Origin of the sequence: Zunongwangia sp. HRR-M8 (assembly GCF_027594405.1) — a bacterium.
In the GTDB taxonomy this organism is placed as follows: Bacteria; Bacteroidota; Bacteroidia; order Flavobacteriales; family Flavobacteriaceae; genus Zunongwangia.
This window is the reverse complement of record NZ_CP115161.1, coordinates 2790131-2814093: the sequence shown is the minus strand read 5'-3', so window position 1 is coordinate 2814093 and position 23963 is coordinate 2790131. Positions and strand designations below refer to the sequence as shown.

General features: G+C 33.8%; 16 protein-coding genes. 12 read left to right on the top strand and 4 right to left on the bottom strand.

Features of this window, described 5'->3' with window-relative positions:
- The first annotated feature begins 3 nt into the window (after window positions 1-3).
- The 3 genes from PBT89_RS12130 to PBT89_RS12120 all read left to right on the top strand — a co-directional run bounded on the left by PBT89_RS12130 (window position 4) and on the right by PBT89_RS12120 (window position 3370).
- Window positions 4-1512: a RagB/SusD family nutrient uptake outer membrane protein gene (locus PBT89_RS12130; protein ID WP_270062138.1), complete on the top strand. Its 1509-nt coding sequence runs from the start codon at window positions 4-6 to the stop codon at window positions 1510-1512.
- Between the two features lie 104 nt (window positions 1513-1616).
- On the top strand, window positions 1617-2816 hold the full coding sequence (locus PBT89_RS12125; protein WP_270062137.1) for a TlpA disulfide reductase family protein: 1200 nt from the start codon (window positions 1617-1619) through the stop codon (window positions 2814-2816).
- Window positions 2817-2929: 113 nt separating this feature from the next.
- Window positions 2930-3370: a DoxX family protein gene (locus PBT89_RS12120; RefSeq protein ID WP_270062136.1), complete on the top strand. Its 441-nt coding sequence runs from the start codon at window positions 2930-2932 to the stop codon at window positions 3368-3370.
- A 105-nt stretch (window positions 3371-3475) separates the two neighbouring features.
- Here the strand turns inward: PBT89_RS12120 and PBT89_RS12115 are convergent, their stop codons facing one another.
- Entirely contained in the window at window positions 3476-4063 is a 588-nt protein-coding gene (locus PBT89_RS12115; protein WP_270062135.1) for an RNA polymerase sigma factor, read from the bottom strand.
- A 100-nt stretch (window positions 4064-4163) separates the two neighbouring features.
- Between PBT89_RS12115 and PBT89_RS12110 the strand changes: the two genes are divergently transcribed.
- From PBT89_RS12110 to PBT89_RS12085, 6 genes are all read left to right on the top strand, one after another.
- Entirely contained in the window at window positions 4164-5297 is a 1134-nt protein-coding gene (locus PBT89_RS12110; protein ID WP_270062134.1) for a FecR family protein, read from the top strand.
- 92 nt (window positions 5298-5389) lie between these two features.
- Window positions 5390-8932, top strand: coding sequence for a SusC/RagA family TonB-linked outer membrane protein (locus PBT89_RS12105; protein ID WP_270062133.1), 3543 nt, complete (start codon window positions 5390-5392; stop codon window positions 8930-8932).
- Between the two features lie 9 nt (window positions 8933-8941).
- Complete coding sequence (locus tag PBT89_RS12100; RefSeq protein ID WP_270062132.1) at window positions 8942-10357, top strand: RagB/SusD family nutrient uptake outer membrane protein; 1416 nt, start codon at window positions 8942-8944, stop codon at window positions 10355-10357.
- Between the two features lie 52 nt (window positions 10358-10409).
- Window positions 10410-12389 carry a TlpA family protein disulfide reductase gene (locus PBT89_RS12095; protein WP_270062131.1) on the top strand — a complete coding sequence of 660 codons (1980 nt, stop codon included), beginning with the start codon at window positions 10410-10412 and terminating at the stop codon, window positions 12387-12389.
- Between the two features lie 6 nt (window positions 12390-12395).
- On the top strand, window positions 12396-13802 hold the full coding sequence (locus tag PBT89_RS12090) for an alpha/beta hydrolase family protein (protein WP_270062130.1): 1407 nt from the start codon (window positions 12396-12398) through the stop codon (window positions 13800-13802).
- Between the two features lie 20 nt (window positions 13803-13822).
- Window positions 13823-15925, top strand: coding sequence for a protein-disulfide reductase DsbD family protein (locus tag PBT89_RS12085; RefSeq protein WP_270062129.1), 2103 nt, complete (start codon window positions 13823-13825; stop codon window positions 15923-15925).
- A 66-nt stretch (window positions 15926-15991) separates the two neighbouring features.
- On the opposite strand, the gene PBT89_RS12080 is transcribed toward PBT89_RS12085, so the two are convergent.
- A complete protein-coding gene (locus PBT89_RS12080; protein ID WP_270062128.1) occupies window positions 15992-17218 on the bottom strand; it encodes an MFS transporter in 1227 nt (408 codons plus the stop codon).
- 194 nt (window positions 17219-17412) lie between these two features.
- Here PBT89_RS12080 and PBT89_RS12075 point away from each other — a divergent pair, with 194 nt between their 5' ends.
- The 3 genes from PBT89_RS12075 (at window position 17413) to PBT89_RS12065 (ending at window position 21482) form a co-directional block, all read left to right on the top strand.
- The gene (locus PBT89_RS12075) at window positions 17413-18267 is read left to right on the top strand and encodes a M57 family metalloprotease (RefSeq protein ID WP_270062127.1); all 855 of its coding nucleotides are present in this window, start codon (window positions 17413-17415) and stop codon (window positions 18265-18267) included.
- Between the two features lie 546 nt (window positions 18268-18813).
- Window positions 18814-20841, top strand: a complete 2028-nt coding sequence (locus PBT89_RS12070) for a tetratricopeptide repeat-containing sensor histidine kinase (RefSeq protein WP_270062126.1) — start codon at window positions 18814-18816, stop codon at window positions 20839-20841.
- A 74-nt stretch (window positions 20842-20915) separates the two neighbouring features.
- Window positions 20916-21482 (top strand): DNA-binding response regulator, encoded by a 567-nt coding sequence (locus PBT89_RS12065; protein ID WP_270062125.1) that lies wholly within the window; start codon window positions 20916-20918, stop codon window positions 21480-21482.
- On the opposite strand, the gene PBT89_RS12060 is transcribed toward PBT89_RS12065, so the two are convergent.
- Both PBT89_RS12060 and PBT89_RS12055 read right to left on the bottom strand, forming a co-directional pair.
- Entirely contained in the window at window positions 21479-21631 is a 153-nt protein-coding gene (locus tag PBT89_RS12060; RefSeq protein ID WP_270060639.1) for an SsrA-binding protein, read from the bottom strand. The two genes, PBT89_RS12065 and PBT89_RS12060, sit on opposite strands and share 4 nt — an antisense overlap.
- Window positions 21632-21701: 70 nt before the next feature.
- A complete protein-coding gene (locus PBT89_RS12055; RefSeq protein ID WP_270062124.1) occupies window positions 21702-23933 on the bottom strand; it encodes a M56 family metallopeptidase in 2232 nt (743 codons plus the stop codon).
- Between the last annotated feature and the right edge of the window lie 30 nt (window positions 23934-23963).

Below are 23963 nucleotides of genomic sequence, written 5' to 3'. Positions count from 1 at the left end.
AAGATGAAAAAAACACTATACAAATATATAAGCGTTTTAACGCTTTTGGTATCTATATATTCTTGCCAACTAACCGAAGAGCTGGACGATTATGAACCCTTATATTCATTAGACGCCGAAGATGCAATTGATACACAAGAGACTGCAGAATTAGCGTTAGTTGGAGCATATTCTGGTTTTACACAAAGAAGTTTAGGTAGCCCATTCCCAGATATGTTTATTATTCCAGATGTTTTAAGTGGCTATAGCACTGTAGGGCGCATATTTTCTTCAGATCCAGAAGAAGCGGCCTTTATTCAAAACGATCCAATTTCAACTGGTACGGTTAGAACATTAAACATTTATACTGGCTTATATGAATTTATTAATAGAACAAATTGGATAATAAGTACTGTAGAAGAACTTGACGATGATATTTTTGAACCTAAAGTAAGACGTATAGAAATAATTGCTGAAGCTAAAATTCTAAGAGCTTTAGGACATTTTTATTTGTTACGCAATTTTGGTCAGTTTTACGATATTAATTCAAAATATGGTATAAATACAAGATTAGAGCCCTCCAAATCGGCTAAAGCTTACTCTAGAGATTCAGTTTTAGAAACTTACGAAACGATATTAAAAGATTTGGAATATGGTATTGAGAATGGTCCTAGTTTAAGAACTAAAGGCTATACTAATAGTACATTTGCAAAAGGATTAAAAGCTAGAGTATTATTATATATGCAGCGTTATAGCGAAGCGGCTAATGTAGCAAAAGAAATAATTGAGAGTTCTAGTAGTAACTTCAGTTTAGAACCTACTTTTTTATCTATTTTCGATGATCATGAATCATCAATAATATTTCAAAGTTCAGAAATTTTATTTGGGACAAGAGGGGAACCTGCAGCTACTATTGGTATGGGATCTTATTACAGTGGTTTTTTTGCCACTATTACTCAGGATTATTTAGATGCAGTTAATGGATCGTTGAATGTTAATGGACAGATCATTGATATTGGTGGTTCAGAACGAACTGAAGAAATCTTTTTTCCGAACTCATCTTACGGAGGATATTATTCTACAAAATACACTTCCAATTTCACAGACGGAGATTATGATATGATTTACCATATGCGTATGGCTGAGGTTTATTTAATATTTGCCGAAGCAAATGCCAGAGCAAATAATGTGGTAACACCAGAAGCTTTGGAAGCATTAAATACAATTCGACTTAGGGCGGGAGCAACTTCCACTGGTGAAGACGGTTTTAATACATATCCTACAAGCATAAGTTTAGATCAATTTCTTACGGCTGTTCGATATGAAAAATTAGCAGAGTTATATTCAGAAGGAGGAGAAACGTGGTACGATCTAATTCGTTACGATTATAGCGATGGTTTCAATTCCGGTTTTCAGGTAAGCGATGTTAAAGCATCAGCCACAGATCCAGATAAATTCATTTTACCGATTCCAACTGAGACTATAGACGCAGGAGGAAATGTAATTATTCAAAATCCAGGGTATGATGATTAATTTTATTGGAGTATGGATAATGCACTGGCTTTTATAGCCAGTGTGCTGCCATAATCTGTATGTTATCAGAAATACCTTAAAATTAAATTTTAAAACACGCAGAAATGAAAAAGCTTATAACATTGTTTTGTGTAATCCTGATACTCATAGCTTGTCAAGATAAGAAAAAATTAAAGCCTGGTGAGTATGAAATTTCAGGTGAAGTTCGAGGCATGGAGACTGGAGAATTATTTCTTATTTCGAAAAAGCCAAGCGGCATTCAGGTGGATACTTTACATGTTAAGTCTGGAAGTTTTAATTTCAGAAACAGTCTGGAGAATGATGTAATAGAAGCATATATTGCAGATCAGCCTAATTATCGTTCAAGTGATAATGTAGCCAGTATTTATATAGAACCGACCCGTATGCAATTGCAACTTGATACCAATGATTTTGAGAGTGCTGAATTAACAGGTTCCCGAACACAGGAGGACGCTGAAGCATTACAGAAAAAGCAAGAAGAACTGCGGTTAAAATATAAGAAAGAGCTTGACGCTTTTTCAGCTAATGGAGAGCTATTAAAAAAAGCCAAAAAACCTGAAGAAAAAGAAGAATTAAAATGGAAAGATGATGAATTAAGAGGCGATCTTCGACCTTATTTCGCAGAAGAAAAAGAGCTTGTGAAACAATTTATATTAACACATCCAAAATCGTATATAAGCTTTGAAAATATGCTTTATATGATAGAAGAATTCACTCAGGAAGAAGCCAGAAAAGTTTATAATGAATTTCCAGAGAGTTTTAAAAAAAGAAAATTAGGCTCGGTTATTAAAAAACAAATCGATGATAAGTCAAAAGGTATCGTAGGAGCAACTGCTGAGAATTTTAGTACGGTGGATATTGACGGTAAATCTCTAAAATTAGAAGATTTTAAAGGACAATATGTATTATTAGATTTTTGGGCTTCTTGGTGTATTCCCTGCAGGAAAGGAAATCCACATTTATTGAAGATCTACGATAAATATAATGATAAGGGTTTTGAAATTATAGGTATTTCTGATGATGATAGAAATCCTGATGCATGGCGAAAAGCAGTAAAAAAAGATGGAATAGGAGTATGGCGCCATATTTTGAGAGGTATGGAGGTGGATACCACCGGTGGACGATTCAAAATAATCGATCAGGGTATTACAGACGGATACAATATTCCTTCTTTACCGACTAAGATCTTAGTAAATCCCGATGGAAAAATAGTTGGGCGTTACGAGGGAAGTAAAGACGATGAAGAATCTTTAGATAAAAAGTTGGCAGATATATACGAATAGAATCAGATTTCCCCATTTCAATTAGCTTAACAATAATGTCAAAGATTTGATAAAGCCCGTTCCATAATTGCTATTACCTTAAATCCTAAGTATTTTTAGAGGAAAAAGAGGTTATGAGAAATATAGGAGCTAAAAGTGTTTTACGAATTGTGATGGGATCTGCGATGGTATTTGCGGGTATTGCTCATCTTACTTTTAAGCGAAAGGAATTTCAGGCACAGGTGCCAAGATGGTTACCAACAGATCAAAAAACCATGGATTTAACTGTGCTCAGTTCTGGTATTGTAGAAATTTCATTAGGATTATTAATGATTTTATGGAAGGAAAAGAAAATTACTACTGGCTTAATGTTGGCTTTGTTTTATATTCTTATTTTTCCGGGTAATATTTCCCAATATCAAAATAGAATAAATGCATTTGGCTTAGATAGCGATACAAAACGCCTTGTTAGATTATTGTTTCAACCCGTTTTAATTTATGGAGCATTATGGACAACAGGAGCAGATAAATTTTTGATAGAGAAATGCGATTTTCAAAAGTGTCTTGAGAATTAGAAGATATTAAACTAAAAGACTATTAATTCAATTTGATAAAATAGATTATACATTCAGCGAAGTAGCTATCATATTTTGTGTGCTACTCTGCTGGATGTTATTTAATCAAGCTTTGTCACTTTTAGATGCAATTCTTCCAAAACAGATTATTAGCAATAGATCTGTTTCTTCTTTAAATTCTTTCCTAATACGTTTAAGAGCAATACTCATCTGTGCTTCTACGGTTTTTACAGAAATTTCTAATTTATCTGCAATTTCCTTAAAAGAATGACCTTTTTCTTTATGCAATTTGAATATTGTTTTACAGCGATCGGGCAGACCTTCTACAGTCTTTTGAATTAATTTAATTTTTTTCTGAAATTCCTCTTCAGGCTCATCTACTAAAGATTGTAAAGCTTGATGCTTGAGGTCTTCTAAATAACTTTTGTTTTTCTTCTCTTTTCTGAAGTTATCCACATAAGAATTGTACGCTGAAGTATATAGATAACTTTTTATTGAAATTGTTAAATTAATATGACTTCTTTTTTCCCACAACTTAATAAATGTGCTCTGAGCGATATCTTCGGCATCAGCCGGTTTATCAGTATATTGTAAAAGGTAGGCTACCAATGGTTGATACAATTCATTAAAAAGCACGGTGAATGATTCTTCATCCCCTTTCTTCCATAAATTATTTAACTCAGTATTGGTCATCAAACATTAAAAAAAACTCAAAGGTTAAAAAAAAATTAATTTTTCTTTAAGGGTAGCTTTGATTTTTTTCGTCATTAAGTTGTAAAATAGTGTATATACGATGGGTAACATTGATAAATTAATAGATAAATTTCAAAAGAATAGCATAAGCAGTGAAGAATTATCTGAACTTGAAAATTGGGTGAAAGATAGTGAATATAATAAGGATTATTTTAAAAGGAGTGTCCAGAATGACTATTTAATTTCATCTTTTTACCGAAAGCAAGAAGAAATTCCGAATTTATCAAATCTAAAAAAGCCAATAATTGCTCTTAAAGCGAGAAAACGACGAGCAAATTTGATGAAATTTGCAGCTATTTTTATTGTAGCACTTATAGCTTCCACTACGGTATATTTTTACTTTTTTAATTCCGCAGAAACTACTTATGTACCCGGAGAAATTATTATTACGAATGAAAATGGTGAGAAAATAACCGTAGATAATCAAATTAGAGAGATTGTTTATAATGAAGAAGGAGAAGTTTCAAACTTGGGATCACAAGTAAAAAAGAATCCTAATTCTAGCAAAAATCGCAGTAATACATTAGCATATAACACGATTAATGTGCCTAAAGGAAAGCGCATACAATTAGTGTTATCAGATGGAACGAAAGTATACCTCAATTCTGAAAGTTCGCTACGATTTCCTTCTCACTTTCCAAAAACAGGACAGTTACGAAAGGTTAGTATTACTGGCGAGGCGGTTTTCGAAGTAAGTAAAGATTCTTTAAAACCTTTTATAGTTGAGGCGGGGATGCTGAAAATAGAAGTTTTAGGGACACTATTTAATGTAGATGCTTATCCTCAATCTAAACAAATTTCTACTACACTGGCAGAAGGATCGGTACAGTTAAATTACGAAAATGAAGTTCTTAGATTAGAACCGGGTGAAGCCGGGATTTTAAGTAAGAATACAAATATTCTTCAGTTAGAAAAAGTAAATGTAGCTAACAAAATGGCTTGGGTAGACGACCGTCTATTGTTTATAAACGAGACTTTTTCAGAAATTCAGAAGAAAATAGAACGTAGTTATGGCGTTCAGATAATTAACAATAACAAACAGTTAAACGATGTGAGGTTTAACGGAGATTTTGATATTAATTCAGAAAATATAGAGGATGTTTTAAATGCCTTTAAAGCAGTAGACTTTTTCGAATATACTTACAAAAATAATATAGTAACCATTAAAAAATAAAGAATGATATAGCGCTTAAAAAAAGGGAATGCGCCAACATTCCCTCAAACAGTCAATTATTTCCAATAAACAATTAAAAGTTATTCAAAATTATGAAAATAAAGTACTTGAAGATGAAAGCTTCATTCATTTTAACCTTGTTTTGTGTTTTTCAGATTTCTGCATTAGAAAGCCTGGCGCAAAAATTTAATATCGATCTGGATGGGGTTAAGGTTACCCAGGTTATAGAACAGATTAAGGAACAAAGTGATTATAAGTTTTTCTATAAAGATAATGTGATTAATGAAGACTGGAAGGTAGACATTCATAGCGATGGTGAAGATATAAATGAGGTCTTAAATCAGTTATTTCGAAATTTCCCGGTAAGTTTCGTAATTCAGAAAAAGCAAATTATCCTCAAAGAAAAAGAAAAATCATCTACAACTGGTAGCGCCGATATGCAACGTTTTATCGATGGTACCGTAAAAGACGAAACCAACTTTCCTATTATGGGAGCAACAGTATGGTTAAAAAATTCTCGGATAGGTGCAGTTACAGATGAAGACGGTAAATTTAGAATCCAGGCTGCTACTGGCGATACACTTGTATTTAGCTTTATAGGTTTTAAAACCAAAGAGCATGTGCTGGGAAACGAAAAAAACTTAGCTATCCAACTAAAAACCGATGTTAGTGGTTTAGATCAGGTTACTGTGGTCTCTACCGGTTATCAAAAAATCAATAAAGAACGTGCAACAGGTTCTTTTTCTACTATAAGTGGCGAAGAGCTTCAAGAAGTACCAGTAAATAACGTGATGCACCAATTGGAAGGACGTGTGCCTGGTTTACAAATAGATATAGAAGAGTCTGATAATACTTTTGTTTACAGTAATTTAAATAGAGAGACAGAGGGTAACGGTAGTTACAATTTTAAGATACGAGGACAATCAACTATTGATGGTAATAAAAGTCCGCTTATTGTTATTGATGGCGCCCCAACCGAGCTGGATATCAAAAATATTAATAGTGCTGATGTTGCAAATATAACTTTTTTGAAGGATGCTGCTGCGGCTTCAATTTATGGGGCCAGGGCTGCTAATGGAGTTATTGTTATCGATACTAAAAATGGCAAAAAAGGTAAAATGAGAATTAATTTTTCTCATACCAATACTTTCTCAACAAAACCTTCTATATCAGGTCTTCCTTTAATGAATTCTAGCCAGATATTGGATTTAGAACAGGAACTTGTAGATAAGAATCTTATTACAGATCCTGCACAGGCAGGAGCACTTTATAGTTCCTATCCTGTAAGTGAAGGAGTAGAGAATATGTTGGAATACGAACGTGGAAATATTAGTTTGGAAGAGCGCGAAGCACGTTTAAATGATTTACGAGGAAGAAATAATTATAATCAAATCACCAAATATTTAATGCAACCGGCCTCTGCTACTACTTATAATTTATCACTTAGTGGAGGAAATAATAATTATAATTATTTCACATCGGCATCTTATTCAAAAGAAGAAACACAACGAAAAGGTTCAGAAGGTGAGAAAATGACATTTACCATAAATCAAAATTTTAAACTGTTTGATTATGCAGATGTAAGCACTAGCCTTAAAGGTTCCTTTTTTAATTTTGATGAGAACGGGATAGGTTTAGAACCATTAGCCGGGCAGCGTTATTCTTACTTACCTTATGATAGACTTCGTGATGAAAATGGTAATAATGTTAGTTTTGCCCGTGAATATTATCGTGATCAAATTACAGAATTTGAAGATGCGGGTTATTTACCTTGGGAATACAGTTATTTAGATGAATTAAAAAATGGAAACTCAACTGCTCAGGAGCAAAACTATTCTGCTAACATTCAGGTTTCCCTGCCTATATATAAAGGATTGAATGCATCTGGAACATATTTGATAGAGCGTTCTAACAGAAGTAGACCTACATTATACAATGAAGAAACGTACTACACAAGAAATGCTATAAATAGTGCAACTTATTTAGATCCTGCTACCAATTCTATTACTAGAGGATTGCCATTAGGTTCAATTTATCGAACAAACCGAAGTATTTTAACAAGCCAGACAACAAGAGCGCAATTAAATTATAATGAACGTTTTAAGGATCATGCAATCGATGCTATTGCCGGCATAGAATTTAGAGAAACCAGGGAAGAAGTATCATCAGGGACCTTATACGGTTATAACGAAAAAACGCAAACTTCGGTAGATGTGGTTTCTTTAAATTATACTAACGTAGAGGGGTGGAATTCCACCTTAAATTATGGTAATGTCTTAACGGATCAAAGAAGAAGATTTTTGTCTTATTATGGAAATGCAGCCTATACATATAAGGGGAAATATGTGATTTCAGGTAGCGCCAGACTGGATGATTATAACAATTTTGGAGTAGATAAAAGTTATAGAAGAACACCTTTATGGTCTACCGGTCTTAAATGGAATGCAAGTAAAGAATCTTTCCTAAAAAATATAGAAGCAATAAATAATCTAAGTTTCAGAGCTTCCTATGGTTTTAACGGAAATATAAGTTTAACAACATTTCCTTTTACCAAAATCTCAATTGCTAATACCGATTACAACCTTTCTCAATTGCCTTATGCATTTGTATCTGCAGCTGCCAATCCTGCCTTAAGATGGGAGAAAACAGGGATATTAAATATTGGTGTTGATTTTGGATTATTGGATAATAGAATTTCAGGAAGTTTAGAATATTATAAAAAAAATAGTGATGATTTAATTCAGGAATTCCCGGTATCAGAATTTTATGGAGTTCCAAATAGTACACTTATAAGAAATACTTCAACCTTAGAGGGGAAAGGAGTAGATTTAAGCTTAAATGGTATTTGGATACAATCCAAAAATTTCACGGCAAGCTCTAATTTCATTTTCACATATAATACGAATGAAGTTACCGATTCTCGTTTCAAAAATTATTCAACGTATCTAAACGGTTCAGGAATTACTCCTCCAATTGTAGATTATCCATTAAATAGTGTATTTGCATTTCGCTCTGCTGGATTAGATGAAAATGGAGCATTCCAGGTTTACGATCGCAATGATGAAATTGTTGGGCCGAATGAGTTATTGACGGAAATAGAGGATTTGAAATATATGGGTACTAGTACACCTAAATATTATGGAAGTCTAAATACAACGCTAAAATACAAGCAATTTTCGTTGTATGTTTTAGCTACCTATAAAATGGGTTATAAATTGTTTAAGCCTACATTCGATAATTACATTTCACGTTTTAATGAATTTACCGGCTATAATTTGAATACAGATATTGCCGATAGATGGCGTGAACCGGGAGATGAAAATTCTACAAATGTACCGGGTGTTTTAGGGTTAGGAGGATACTCGTATTCAAGATATAGATTAAGTGAAGATCAGGTAATCTCTGGGGATCATATTCGATTAAGAGAAATTTCCCTTAGTTATGATTTTTCTAAAGTACTGCAAGAAAGCTTTATAAGAGGCGCTTCATTATCATTTACCGCTCGTAATCTTGGACTTTTATGGCGAGCTAATAACGACGACATAGATCCAGATTTTTTACCCCACACTACAGGAAATCAAATAAGACCTACACCTACAGCGATGTATTCTATAGGCTTAAATGTTAACTTTTAATTCGATATTATGAAATTAAATTATATATATACCTTTTTATTGATCATAGTTACAACATTAGTGAGCTGTGATGATTATGTCGATATAAAGACAGAAGGGATTTTATATCCTGAAGATACCGAAAATTATAGGTACTTATTAAATAATACTCCTATTTACGATCTTTCATATAGCCTGGTAGATGTCCCATCAGATGATATTTCTATGCGCTACGATCATGCTCAATATTTTGAAGAAAATGCAGCAAATTCAGAGTTTAATCGTCCATTTAAAGATACTTATATTTTTGCAGACTCTATTTATCATACGGGTGAAGCAGATAGTGAAATAAAAACCATGTACGAAGGTCTTTATAGTGCCAATGTGGTTATTACTGAAGTTTTAGAAAGTACAAGTGGTACTGAGGAAGAAAAAATAGCCTTAAGGGGAGAAGCATTGGTGCATAGAGCCTATTTGTTTCTTAATCTGGTAAATACATTTGGGAAAGCATACGATGCCAGCACGGCCAGTACAGATTTAGGAATTCCGATATTTACTGAGCCAACTTCTGATGGAGATATAAAAAGAGCAACAGTTCAGCAAGTTTACGATCAAATAATTTCTGATTTAACCGAAGCAACCAATTCAGGCTTGCCTGGGGTTCGAAGTGGTACCGAAGTTGGTTTCCCTTCTAAATCCAGTGCTCATGCTTTATTGGCAAGAACCTACTTGTATATGGGTAATTATACGGAAGCTTTAGAAAATGCAGAACAAAGCCTTGCGTTACAAAACACTTTGCTAGATTTAAAGAATTATACGGAAACTCCCGATTTTAGCTGGCCTCGACGTATAGAAGATCCAGAGCTTATTCTATCAAAAAAAACAATAAGATCTTATGCGTATCTGCCAACTTTACTATCACTTAGCGACGAATTACTAAATAGCTTTGATAGTACCGATTTACGCTATCAACTTTATACAAGATCTAATGAAGAGCTTTCTTATGGATCTATTTCTGAAGGAAGATCGTATTGTATAGCAAGATTAACCGGCGAAAATCGTAATGCCGGGCCAACAGTGCCAGAAATGTATTTAATTAAAGCAGAATGTTTGGCGCGTACCGGTAGTACAGATGCAGCGATGGAAACTATAAATACACTAAGAGAAGCGCGTTTTAGAGCAGAAGATTATTATGATTTAAGCGCAAGCGATGCAGAAGATGCTTTAATAAAAGTGCTTGCAGAGAGAAGACGTGAACTTATGGGAAAAGGCGGATTTAGGTTTTTCGACCTAAAACGTCTTAATAAAGAGCCTCGATTTGCCAAAACTGTGGAGCATGAATATTTAAATGAAACCTATACGTTAGAGCCGGGAGGTGATAGATATCAATTTCCTTTCGCTTCAACTTTATTTCAGTATGCGCCCAATTTAGAGCAAAATCCATAACACAATTAATAGTCCCCGAGATTAATCGGGGGCTTAATTAGATTCATAAAAAATGCGAAAAATAAGAATATTGCTAGGTATATTATTAGTGCAGTTCACTATAAATGCCCAGCAGACCGAGCAAATTTTTTCTTTAAGTCCAAAATTACCTAATCCAGGAGATCGGGTTACCTTAAACTATAATCCAGCGAATACAGTATTAAAAGATGCTAAAGAGATTCAGGCGGTGATCTATATAAATGCAGATCATAAGTGGTCGGCTAGCGATCTAAATTTTCAAGAAACCGAAGATAATCATTGGAAAGCCTCATATAAATTACCAGAGAATACAGCCCTTATAAGCTGTGTATTTAAATCGGATACTTTAGTAGATAGAGGTGGAGCAACTACGTATTCTTGGTTGCTCGATAAAGAGCCGGGCTCCTATGCTAGCTGGGGGATCTTAAGGTCTAAAATTTTGCAAGAGGAAAGTATTGCAATAGTAAACGATAGCGCCTATATCTCTAGCGAGGTTGGATTAATGTGGATCAATAAAGAAATAGAGAAATTTCCTGAAAGCCGAAATCTATATTTCTATGAAGGGCTAAAATTAATGCAATATTCTAAAGAAGGCGACCATAGCAACCGAATTCAGAATGAAATCAAGCATGTCTTAGAACAGGATCTTTCTAAACTTCAGCAATATAAACTTCAGCAATCACTTCAGTTATTAGATAAAGAAAAATCGAAATCTTTCATTGATTCTGTAAATGATGTTTTATTGAAAAGATATCCTAAAGGAGTTTTAGCTAGGGATAACGAAATTAAGCGTTTATTTACCGAAAGTGATGTTCAGAAAAAGATTGGCGAATTTGAAGAATTTCAATCTGACTTTCCCAAAGAAGATTTTAAAGAGGTCTTTACGTTTACCGAAGACTTATATTACGACAAATTATACAGAACTATAGCCTATAGATATATTACAGAAAACGGCGATTATAGCTTTGTGTTCGACAATCTTAAAGATGCAGGTTTTTATAATCTGGTAGATTATAGCTGGCATTTTGTAAGTATTCCCTATAATAATGAATCTATAGCAGTGGATAGTTTAAATACTATCGCAAGCAAAATTACACCTGAATTAGAAATTCGAGAAAAAGTAATTCCTAAAAGGTACGAAGGGAAATTATCACCGCAAGAATGGAAACAAAAAGCACAGGAAGCATCTGCGCGAGAATATTTAACCTATGCTAAAATTCTTGACGAATTAAAAGATTATAAAGCTGAAGATCATTATTTAGAAAAAATAAAATCATTCTATATTTATGAAAATACAGATTTTAATGAGCTTTATGCAGATTATTTAATAAGGCAGAATAATAAAGAAGAAGCGATTAATTTCATTAAAGAAAGTCTTTCCCGTAATAATGCTACAGCGCAAATGCTTTCTATACTGAAAGAAGATTTTTTAGCAAAGAATAGAAGTAATGCTAATTTTGAAGAGTATATAAGCGGTATTAAATCTGGCGATTCTCAAGATCAATTTAAAGAAGAATTGATTGCTGAAATAATCAATAAACCTATTGAAGATTTTGAACTAGAAAGTTCTTTAGGCGGAACGGTAAAACTATCCGATCAAAAAGGGAAAATCGTAATTATCGACATGTGGGCTACATGGTGTGCTCCTTGTAAAAAAGCAATGCCCGGGATGAAGATGGCGGTAGATAAGTATGCTGAAGATAAAAATGTAAAATTTTACTTCTTAGATACTCAAGAATATATTTCAGATTATAAAAAGAAAACAGTAGAATTTATCGAGGAGAATAATTATCCTTTCGAAATTCTTTACGATGCTGAAAATCCTGAATCAGGTAAGTTCGACGATACTTATGCTAAATATTCAAAAGCATTCGAATTTTCAGGAATTCCACAAAAAATGATTATCGATCAGCATGGAAAATTAAGGTGGCGATCTACCGGTTACTCCGGAAGCCCAAGCGAACTTGCAGACGAAATTTCTATCATCATCGAGTATTTAAAATCTGAAAAATAAATCCTAATGCTTAAAGTAAAGCAACTTGTAGTTTTTTCAATTTTTTGTATTTCAGCTTTTGGCCATTCTCAACAACTATGGCAAGGGCAGTATAATTCAAAAAGGCTTTTATTAGAAAAAGTAACAATTTCAGATGGCTCAGACTCAATTTTTTTAAGTAGTCCAGAGCATATGTATAAAAAACTCCCCCTTCAACAAGAAAAGAAGGGGGATTCTTTATTCTTAGTGAACCAAAATTATAATATCAGTCTCACAATCAAGACGATATTGGGTGATTTAAGCCAGGATTCTTTAGTTGCTAACTATATTGATTATACTGGGATTCATCCAGTAAATTTCATTAAAACCGATAGTTTACAGCCGCTTATTTTTCCGCAGCATCCCAAAGGAAAATTGCCTTATATTAATAAAGAAGTAACATTTTATAGTGAGAAAACAGATATAACTTATGGTGGAACTTTAGTATTACCTAAACATACAAATCATTATCCATTAGTTTTTTTGCTGAATGGAAGTGGACAGCAAGATAGAAATTACACCTATGCAGGGCATCAGTTTTTTACCGTGCTGGCGGATGCTTTGGCCAAAAAAGGCATAGCTTCTTTTAGAATGGACGATCGTGGAATTGGAGAAACTACTGGCGATTTTGAGAATGCAACAATTGAAGATTTTGTATTGGATCTTGAAGCCGCAAAATCGTTTATAAAATCTCAGGAAAATATAGATCACTCCTTTATGGGAATAATAGGACATAGTGAAGGTGGGGTAGTGGCTTCTATAGCAGCTTCTAAAGATAAAGAATTTAAGTTTATGCTGAGTCTCTCTGGTGTGGGAGTTACAGGATTAAAAATTTTGGATCTCCAGAACACAGCGATTTTAAAATCTATGAATATTGAAGACTCCTTGGTAGATCATTACATGGAACTTTATAATTCTTTATTCAAAACGGTTTATAATCATCATGAAGCAGATAATTTAAAACTGAAGTTAGAACAGGCGGTAAATAATTGGATGCAGGATAAAGATGGAGATTTACTACAAAGTATGGGATTGGCCGATGGACGAGAAAAAAATTTGATCTATAGATTTCACAAGGAAGCAAAAAAAGATGCATATCAATACATGATTCGTTATAATCCTAAAGAATATTTGCCTAAAATTGAAATTCCTGTAATGGTTTTAAATGGAGCTGAGGATGTGCAGGTTCCTGCCGAAGAAAATATCGCCGGATTCCGGAAATATCTTTCAAAATCCACTAATTTTGCATCGAAAATCTATCCAAACCTAAACCATATGTATCAACACTGTCATAGCTGTACTACTTCAGAACAAAGCGAGCTTGAAGAAGTATTCGCTCCTGAAGTTCTTGCAGATATCACCAAGTGGATACTTAGCGTTTATCAAACAAAGTAATTACAATTAAATAGTCTTCAATGAAACTAGTTATTGCCAGTATCCTTCTATTTTTTTCAACATTCTCACAGGCTCAAATTTATGATCCTGTATCTTTTGAAACTGCTGTTGAAAAAGTAAACGAAAATCAGTACGCCTTAATCATCAATGCAACGATAGAACCCGGTTGGCATTTATATTCGCAAGACGTACCTTCTGGTGGTCCTATTCCTACTTCATTTCAGTTTTTATCTAATGATAGCTATGCTCTAAAAGGCAAAGTTGTAGAGCCAGCAGGTCATGTTATAGATGATCCTATTTTTGAAATGGAAATTAAATATTTTTCAGATGAAGCAACTTTTAAGCAAATTATAGAACGCAAGTCTCAAGATGCTTTTCAAATAAACGCTTCGGTAGAATTTATGGTTTGTAACGACGAAAGTTGTTTGCCACCTACACAGAAAAATGTAGTATTCAAGTTCTCTAAACTGAATAATTCGGAAGTTGCTCCCGCTACAGATTTAGAGGAAGAACCCGATAACAAAGAAGATGTAACCGAGTCTGAAAAATCTGTAGAACAAGATAAAGAATCCGTTGAAGAAGATATTAGTCCGCAGGTTTCTGGAGATATGGTTGATGCTGTTTCCAAAACTGATGATAGTGATGCAGATGTTAAAAAAGATATCACTAAAAATGATGATGAAATTGAAGAAAGCGAGAGTTCAGAAAGTCTTTGGTCCATTTTTATACTAAGTTTTTTAGGTGGTTTTGCTGCTTTACTTACCCCATGTGTTTTCCCTATGATTCCTATGACGGTAAGCTTTTTTACCAAACAAAGTAAAAGTCGTGCTTCCGGAATTAAAAATGCCATTTTTTATGGGCTATTTATTATCGTGATTTATGTGATTTTGGGCTCTGTAGTAACCGGTATTTTTGGCGCAGATGCGCTTAATGCCTTGTCTACAAATGTATGGTTCAATGTGATATTCTTTATTTTATTGATCTTTTTTGCTTTTTCATTTTTGGGAGCTTTCGAGATCATGTTACCAAATTCTTGGGCTAATAAAATTGATTCTCAAGCCGATCGTGGTGGGATTGTAGGTATATTTTTTATGGCGTTGGCATTAGCTATTGTTTCTTTCTCCTGTACAGGACCTATCGTAGGTACTTTACTTGTAGAAGCAGCATCTAAAGGAGGTATTGCACCTATTGTAGGAATGCTTGGCTTTTCAACTGCAATAGCATTGCCATTTGCTTTATTCGCAGCATTCCCAGGGTGGTTAAATTCGCTTCCAAAATCTGGTGGATGGCTAAATACAGTAAAAGTAGTATTAGGATTTTTAGAGCTTGCACTAGCGTTTAAATTTTTAAGTAATGCCGATTTGGTTTTGCAACTTCATTTGTTAGAACGAGAAACATTTTTAGCGATCTGGATTGCAGTATTTGCCGGACTTGCATTATACTTATTCGGGAAAATTACATTGCCACATGATAGTCCTTTACCACATATCTCCGTAGGAAGATTAACTTTAGGATTATTGACATTAGCTTTTGTAGTTTATCTAATTCCGGGGCTTTGGGGTGCTCCATTGCAATGGATTAGTGGTTTCCCTCCACCAATGCAGTATAGCGAATCTCCGTACGGTGTAGGAAATAGCAAAGGAAGTGTTAGTGGTCCAGCCGAAGAACTTCCTCCAAATGCCGAGCTTGGTCCTTTAGATATCGTTATGTTTAAGGATTATGAAGAAGGAATGGCTTATGCTAAAAGTCAGAACAAACCGGTGATGTTAGATTTTACAGGTTACGCTTGCGTTAATTGTCGTAAAATGGAAGAACGCGTTTGGCCAGATCCTCAGGTTAGCCAAGTCCTTAAAAACGATGTGGTACTAATTTCGCTATATGTTGATGACAAAAAAGAATTGCCTGAAGAAGAAAAATATGTTTCTGAAACTACAGGTAAGGAAATTGAAACTATAGGAAATAAATGGAGTGATTTCCAGATAAAAAATTATAAAGCTAATGCTCAACCTTATTATGTGTTGATCGATAATGAGGGGAACAACTTAAATAAACCAACGGCCTATGATCCAGATATAGAATCTTATTTGGGATGGTTACAAGAAGGTTTAAAGAATTATAAATAAAAGAATAATCGATTTTAGATATTAAAAAAAGGGATCGTTGCTTTTAAGCTTCGATCCCTTTTTAATTTAAGATTTTTGCAATTTCAGTTTTCTTCTATTGTTTTTCAGAATTAGAAAAGCTGAGTAAAAAATAACCAAAACTAACGGAATCCCAACGCCAAGGTAACGTAGCGACATATCGAAAGTAGTGGCGATTTCACCTGAAGAAGATATTACGAAACTAGAGATTGATGTAATGATATAAAGCAATCCACCAATAAGTCCGCCAGCGATACCGGCATTGCTAGGGAAATAAATCATGTTTTGGGTAAAGTAATTAGTGAAAATAAACCCTGAAACAATATGGATCACAAAAGCGAAAGCGACTAGAAGGTAAAGATGATCTAATCGTGTTGCTGCGGCGATAAACACGATTAAAAGCACTATTTGCGCGAAACCTGAAATTCGTAATTTCTGAGGGAAATTTTGGTTAGCAAAGGTCTTACTTAAAATTCCGCCAATCATCCAGGATATGCCTAATATTAGCGTACAATACCCCGTAGTCACCGCATCAAATCCAAAATGATGTTCTACCACAAACGGGCCAGCGATGTTAAATACCATCACGGTTGAATAAGCTAATCCCAAAATCAAGATTCCTAAAACAAAAGCTTCATTCTTCAGCATTACGGCGTAAAGCATTGAGGTTTTCTTCAGATTAAATTTCTTGACATTTCTAATCGTTTCTCCGCTAAAAATTAATTCAGCAAAAAATAGAATTGCCGCATATATCGCTAAAAAGTAAAAATTTGCCTGCCAATCAAACAAGCTTTCCAGATAACCACCAAGAAAAGGAGCGATTATCGGTCCACAGGACCATACGATGGTGAAAAAGCTTAAGAAATGTTTTCGTTTTACTTCATCATAGAGATCGACAAAATAAGCTCGTTTTGCGACCACGATAAACGAGGTTCCTAATCCCTGTACGATTCGCCAAAAGCAAATAGCCCAAACTTGATCTGTCCATGTAATGGCAAGGCTACTGATAAATAGTGCAATTAGGGAAAATAATACAGGTTTATATCGCCCAAGACTGTCTAATAAACTTCCTACAAACAACTGCGCAAAACCATAACTTAGAAAGAAGCAAGTAAGGGTAAGCTGAATACTTTTTTCTGAAACCGATAAATTCTCTGCCATCGATGGAAATGACGGTAAATAAATATCTGTCATAAACCCAGAAAGTGGAATGGTAAAAAAGGTGATTATCGTTGCAATTTGTTTTCGTTTTTCAGAGGCTTGTCGTAGGTGCATTAGTTAGAAAAGTTGGCTTGGTAGGGAATTTATAAATTTTTGAAGTGTAGTCGAGAATTGGCGCTTTTTCTTTCAGTTTTAGTATAAACTGGAGAATTTTATATTACGGTTTTCCCTTACTTATTCTACGGTTTAATTTCAAATATTTGGAAACTAGTAGGTTAAATTTGAGATATAATTTAAAACCTACTTAAATGAATTTAAACAAACTACCACTCGTTTTGGCAGCAACAGGACTGCTTTTTACTTCCTGTCAAAAAGATGAAACATCACCAGAGACTCAGGAATTGCTGAATAATGAGGCTCCAACTTCATCACAAATTCCTAAAGAGGTAATAGAAAAGGTGAGCAATTTACATTTCAATTCAGATTATATTGAAACATTCGAGCTTACTTTACCTGGAGGAGCTACTGAAACCACTTATTTAATTGAAAATGATATCGCAATTTCTGCCGATCAATTAGATAAGCTAAGTACCGCAGATATTACCAGTAAGCAGTATCGTACTAACAATTTGGTTACTAGTCCCAGAACGATTAATGTAATTGGTTATACGGGTACTGGCTATGGGCAAAATCTTTCCGACAAAATGCAAGACGCATTAGAAAGAGCTGTAGCGAATTACAACGACTTAAATATTGGTCTAACATTCAATGTTAGTTTTGGTGTTAATTATAGCTCGTCAGACATTGTTGTTTATAAAACTAGCAATGGACAGGCTGGCGGAGTAGCCGGTTTCCCATCAGGCGGTGATCCATACAAATTTGTACAGATTTTCTCAGGAATGGAAAGTTATAGTACTGCAACCAACGAACATGTAATCACTCACGAAATTGGACACACTTTAGGATTACGTCATACCGATTGGTTTTCTAGACAGAGCTGCGGCCAAAGTGGTGAATCGGCCAATCCAGATGGAGCCGTACATATTCCTAATACGCCTAAAGGATACGATGCTAATTCTGTGATGCTAGCATGCTTTAGCGCGAATGAAAGCGGCAATTTTGGTTATTACGACAAGATCGCTTTAGAAGAGTTATACGACTAAGCTCAAAAGTTACATTATTATTTTAATGTAGTTAGCCCAACTATTTCATCCGGCGAGATAATTTTCTTAGAAATCCCAAATCTACTTATCAATATGGCTTTAAGGCCTAATTGCCGGGTGATCTTATTTATCCTTTTCGTCTCTAACAAGTATATCTTTTTGTGAGAGAATGTCTTCACTTTTTTAATAATACTTTATACAATCATCCATGAAAAATTTATTTACACTTTTAATTTTAGGAACTTTAATGGCAGTAACTATTCTTGCGAACCGGAAGCCTTGCCTGTATCTAATGCCGAAACATTTGAAGAATCTTAAATAATAGATATCGATACTTATGCCGATTCTTCTGGACGAGAGGAGAACGAACAGGAAAGAAGAGATCTGCCTGAAGAGGACGAGCAAGATTAATCTTCTAAACTAAAATTAATTTGAGAAATGTATGATTAAATTCTTAAATTGATCGATGCCCAATTCTACATATTTCAATACGAGACGTAATTACTATTTCTAAGTTCAGAGTTTGGGCATCTAAACAACTGAATATTGAAGAAGAATTATTTATTACTTTTACTATTAGTCTTAATGCTTTCATCCTGTGATCTATACCAGTCACAGGATGAGTCATTTTCTAAAGAAGTTATCGAAATTTCAGATGATTTTAAGCTGGATTCTATAGATCTAGAAGTTAGAAAGGAGAAACTGAAAACATATTTAAATCAGACTTCAAAACTTAATGATGATACGCTTAAAAAGAAAAATTACCTGCATGCTTCTTATTACGCAGCTTCGATAGATTCGGCTTTATTTTTAGAAGCCAATTCCAAGGCTATAGCTTATGCAACACGGCTAAACGATAGTTTGGGGCTTGCCGGGGCTTTTTGGGATCGTGGATATTTCTATTCAGAAATTGGTGGATATCGCCAAAGTTACGACGCCTATCAAGAGGCAAGTGAACTTTATTTAAAAAACGACAAGCCAGTATTGGGAGGGAGATTGCTGATAAACATGGCGATTCTTCAATCTGATATTAAAGATTATGTGGGGAGCGAAGTAACCACGGTTAAGGCTTTAAAAGTTTTAAAGCCTCTGGATGCAAAAGAATATGTTTATAGATGTTATAATAATCTTGCAGTTGCGTATAATCAAATGAATGATTTCGAAAATTCATTAGAATACCACAGGAAAGCCTACGAAATTCAAAAGGACTTAGGAAATAATATTTATCAAAAAGCTTCAACTTTAAACAATATTGGTGTTCTATATGAAAATATGGGGAGATTTGATGATGCTCTAAATGCCTATGCTGAAGCTTTAGAATTTTCAGAATTAGAAAATAAAGAACCTCAGGTTTATGCTAAGATTATCGATAATCGGGCGTTTGCTGAATTTAAAATTGGTAAAAAAGAACATATTCCTAAAGACTTCTATAAAGCCTTGCAACTAAGGGAATCAATTGGTGATGAAGATGGCGCTATTTTTTCTAGTATTCATCTGGCTGAATATTATGAAAATATAGATAAAAGTAAAGCTTTGAAATATGCAGAAAAGAGTAAAAAATTAGCACAGCGACGAGAGCATATGCAAGGGCTAATGGAATCTTTAAGATTAGAAGCGCGTTTGGATAAAGCTAACAGTTATGAACACCTTGAGCGATATATTTATCTAAAAGATAGCTTGGAGAGGGAAGAGCGAGCCGCCCGTAATCAATTTGCAAGAATACGTTACGAGACCGATGAATTTATCGAGCAGAACAAATATTTAAATGCACAGCGAAAATGGATAATATTAGGTGCTGGATTTTTGCTGATTATCGTAATACTAGGATTTGTAGTACGGCATCAAAAGATTAAAAATAGGCAGTTGAAATTAGAAAAACTGCAACAACAATCTAATGAAGAAATCTATAATTTACTTATAGACCAGCAAAATAAATTAGAGGAAGGTCGTCAAAAAGAAAAGATACGTATTGCTGCTGAATTGCATGATGGGATTTTAGGGAAGATTTTCGGTATTCGATTAATATTGAGTATTTTAAATGATAAAGTTGATGTAGATTCGGTTGAAACCAGATCAAACTACATCGCTGAATTGAAAATGCTAGGCGAAGAGGTTCGCAGTATATCTCATGATTTGGATGCTAATATTTTTGATTCACGTTCTGGATTTATAAGCATGTTAAACGAGCTATTGAATGAACAGTCTACTTTAGGTAAATTTGAAGCTGTTTTAAATAATGATCCCAATATCGAATGGGATAAGATAAGTAGTAAAATCAAAATTAATCTTTTTAGGGTTCTGCAAGAGTCTACTTATAATATTACAAAATATGCTCAGGCCAAGAAAGTTATTGTAGTTTTTAGAAAACAGGATACTCATCTTTTTGCAATGATCAAAGACGACGGAAAAGGCTTTGATATTGATGCCAACTCAAAAGGAATAGGATTAAAGAATATGAAATCCAGGATTAATAATCTAAATGGTAAAATAAACTTCAAGACTAGTGAAGAAGGAACTGCGATAAGTATACAGATACCTATTAATCAAAATCATAAAATATGGCTAACCGCTTAAAAGTATTGATTGTAGATGATCATCCCATAATTATAGAGGGTTAAAAAAGTACATTACAATCCTGCAAGCAAGACATGCTTATACAAACCGCTAGCGATGCAGATGCAGCTTTAGAACAAGTGAATAAAGCCGAGAAAGTTTTCGATATAATTATTTTGGATATTAAAATTCCAGCTTCTAAGGATGGCAGAATAATTTCCGGAGAAGATCTAGGGGTGAAATTTCGCGAAATTACACCTCATTCTAAGTTGGTTGTGCTTACGATGTTCAATGAGAAATATAGACTTCAAAATATTCTAAAAAGTATAAATCCTGAAGCTTTTATGATTAAAAGCGATGTAGGTTCTACAGAACTTTGTGCTGCAATTTTATCGATTAGCAACGGAATTCCTTTTTACAGTAAGACGGTGCGTGAATTATTTAGAAAACAAATGACACGAGATATCACTTTAGATGAAAATGATCGGAAGATTTTATACTACCTCTCTAAAGGAACAAAAACAAAGAATTTGGTAGATTACATTCCGCTATCCTTAGCTGCCATCGAAAAAAGAAAAAGAAATATTAGGAAGCTTTTTGAAATAGAAGAATCTGGCGATAAATTAATTTTAGAGAAAGCTGAAGAATATGGGTTTCTTTAATCTAAGGAATTTTTAGTAACCCAAGTCTTCCATCCAATAATGGCCATTTGCAGTTTTGTAGCTTTGGCTAAATCCAATTCTTTCTTAGAATAACTTGGTAAGACTTTTTTGTTGAGTTTTGCCAAAGATTTAAAAAACTTCTTTTTCATTTTTAGTCAGTTTATATCAAAGATATTAAAATATTGACGTTCAATGAAAAAGAAGCTGTTTTAAGATTGTCTATATTTTTTTAGGTTTCTCACTGGTAATCTTGAAATCATCTTTTTTTGTATCCATAATCATATAAAACTCATCAATCGTATCACTACTAGACTCGCTATACGTAACATTCCAGAAAGAAGAACCCTTATGTCTGGCTTTGATCTTTACACTACTAATCATTCCTGAATCATCGCGCTTTAATTTTTTAATATTAATTTCAAGATTATACTTTTCTTGGATCGTTTTGACCATGTTTTGAATGGCTTCATCTGTTTCATTAGGATGAATGGTATATACGAAGGTGGTAGATTTTTGAGGTAATTTACCTTTATAGTTTTTGGTATATATTTCGATTACACCATTTTCGGTAGCTTCCTCCTTATATTTTTCAGGTATATGTTCATTCTTGCTAACAGTCACAGAATAAATATTTTTAGGATTAAGATCCTGGATTTCTTCATAATCAACGATTTTCTCGTTAATAACAAATAGAGCTTGATTTTCTGATTCCGAATTAGCGAATTCTAAGCCGTTTTCAGTACGATTAACTTTGGTATTACCAAGTAAATAAATTTTGGTATCCTTTTTATTATCGGATTCTTGTTTTGTTTGTTCTTCTTTGGTTATTTCTTGGTTATTTCCTGTGAAATTTAAAATTGATTTTTTATAAGATACACCTTTCTCGTTTGTAATAATTACTTTAATCCCATTACTAGCGCGAGAGCCATATAATGCTTGTATTTTTGCATTTCCTGGTATATAAAGTATTTCCTTAATTTTCCCTTTCTCCAGATTTTTAAGAGTTTTTTCCGAAGTCAGCTGTCCATTAAGTAAATGTATCGTGTCTTGCAGGTTATTAGCAGAGAAGCAAATAATCTTATTAAAATTCTTAGAATTTTTTTCTGATTTTTTTTCTGAAGAAGCTTCATTTTTTGGGACTGTTGTTTCTGAAGTTGCTTCATTTTTTAAGGTAATAACCATTGGTTTGTTGACTGAAGTGATTTTTAGAACCTGAAGTTCAGCTGCTTCATCTTTTTCATCTAGGTTTCTCAAAAATTCCTGAAAATCTTCAATAAATTCGGTTTTAGAAAGTATAACGGCGCCATCTTTTCCTTTTTCACCGTATTGTTTTAGTGCAGTTTCGGGTGCTATCACTTGGATAGATTTAAAAACGATTGTTTTACCTTCAAGTTCATCTCTTTTATAATTTTGGTTGTCCAAAATGTATAAAGCATCTTCACCTAAATCCTCAAATGAAATTGATCGTTTTGGTGATATTTGAGTATTATTTTTTTCAGTTTCAGTATAACTTCCAATTCCTGTTATTTCAGGATTATCTACTGTATCAGTATACTGAGATCTATTATCCTTTGAAGTGTTAAGCACTATACTTTCTTTCTTTAAATTGAAACTATAAAGGAATAGGCATAAAAATGGAATTACCAAAATAGTCTTCCACGAGGTGTTTTTCTTTTTCGATTTGTTAAGCATAATAATACGTTTTTTGATGAATGATTGATAAAATTGATTAGTCATAGCTGGCTGCAAACCTACACTTGCCATAACCAGCGCTTTTTGGTATTCTTTTTTGCTGACTATTGTTGCTACTGCATCTTGATCGGCTAGAAATTCTAAATTTTGGACGATAATTTTTTTGTACAGCCAGATAAACGGATTAAACCAGAATACCACACAGAGTACAGAAATGAAGATCACATCCAAAGAATGCCATTGCTTTGCATGGATTTGCTCATGCTTCAGGATTAGTTTTAGGTCTTTTTGATGATGTTTTTCAGGATTGTAAACAATATTGTTAAAGAAGGAAAATGGTTTGATATCCTTATTCGTTCTAACTAATTTCAAATTCTTGTATTTTTTTAAGAATCCGGAATTAATAATCTTTTTTAGGCTGTAGATCTGAAAACCAAATCGTAAGCTCATTAGTGACACACCAAATAGATAAACATACAAACCAATTTGCCACCAATTTGTAGGTTCTTCAATTACCACATTTTCCTGCTGAATGTCAGCATTCATAACTGTATAAGGTATTTCAGTGGACGGTAATTCTATGTATTCTTGCTGAGTGAGATAGATAAGTGGCAAAACTAAAGAAGTCGCCAAACCTACTAATAGAAACTTGCGGTTTTGCATAAAACTAGTCTCTTGTTTTAGCAGAGTAATGTAGGCTAAATAGAAAATAGCAATTAATGCTGAAGATTTTAAAAGATGGGATATAAATTCTTGCATAAAGGAATGATTGAGTGTTCGCTTTTTGAT

What these genes read in the sequence shown, in the direction of transcription:
- PBT89_RS12075 (WP_270062127.1), top strand. Translation starts at nt 17,413, where the DNA reads ATGAATTTAAACAAACTACCACTCGTTTTGGCAGCAACAGGACTGCTT.
- PBT89_RS12055 (WP_270062124.1), bottom strand. Translation starts at nt 23,933, where the DNA reads ATGCAAGAATTTATATCCCATCTTTTAAAATCTTCAGCATTAATTGCT.
- PBT89_RS12130 (WP_270062138.1), top strand. Translation starts at nt 4, where the DNA reads ATGAAAAAAACACTATACAAATATATAAGCGTTTTAACGCTTTTGGTA.
- PBT89_RS12115 (WP_270062135.1), bottom strand. Translation starts at nt 4,063, where the DNA reads ATGACCAATACTGAGTTAAATAATTTATGGAAGAAAGGGGATGAAGAA.
- PBT89_RS12085 (WP_270062129.1), top strand. Translation starts at nt 13,823, where the DNA reads ATGAAACTAGTTATTGCCAGTATCCTTCTATTTTTTTCAACATTCTCA.
- PBT89_RS12080 (WP_270062128.1), bottom strand. Translation starts at nt 17,218, where the DNA reads ATGCACCTACGACAAGCCTCTGAAAAACGAAAACAAATTGCAACGATA.
- PBT89_RS12090 (WP_270062130.1), top strand. Translation starts at nt 12,396, where the DNA reads ATGCTTAAAGTAAAGCAACTTGTAGTTTTTTCAATTTTTTGTATTTCA.
- PBT89_RS12095 (WP_270062131.1), top strand. Translation starts at nt 10,410, where the DNA reads ATGCGAAAAATAAGAATATTGCTAGGTATATTATTAGTGCAGTTCACT.
- PBT89_RS12110 (WP_270062134.1), top strand. Translation starts at nt 4,164, where the DNA reads ATGGGTAACATTGATAAATTAATAGATAAATTTCAAAAGAATAGCATA.
- PBT89_RS12060 (WP_270060639.1), bottom strand. Translation starts at nt 21,631, where the DNA reads ATGAAAAAGAAGTTTTTTAAATCTTTGGCAAAACTCAACAAAAAAGTC.
- PBT89_RS12120 (WP_270062136.1), top strand. Translation starts at nt 2,930, where the DNA reads ATGAGAAATATAGGAGCTAAAAGTGTTTTACGAATTGTGATGGGATCT.
- PBT89_RS12125 (WP_270062137.1), top strand. Translation starts at nt 1,617, where the DNA reads ATGAAAAAGCTTATAACATTGTTTTGTGTAATCCTGATACTCATAGCT.
- PBT89_RS12100 (WP_270062132.1), top strand. Translation starts at nt 8,942, where the DNA reads ATGAAATTAAATTATATATATACCTTTTTATTGATCATAGTTACAACA.
- PBT89_RS12065 (WP_270062125.1), top strand. Translation starts at nt 20,916, where the DNA reads ATGCTTATACAAACCGCTAGCGATGCAGATGCAGCTTTAGAACAAGTG.
- PBT89_RS12105 (WP_270062133.1), top strand. Translation starts at nt 5,390, where the DNA reads ATGAAAATAAAGTACTTGAAGATGAAAGCTTCATTCATTTTAACCTTG.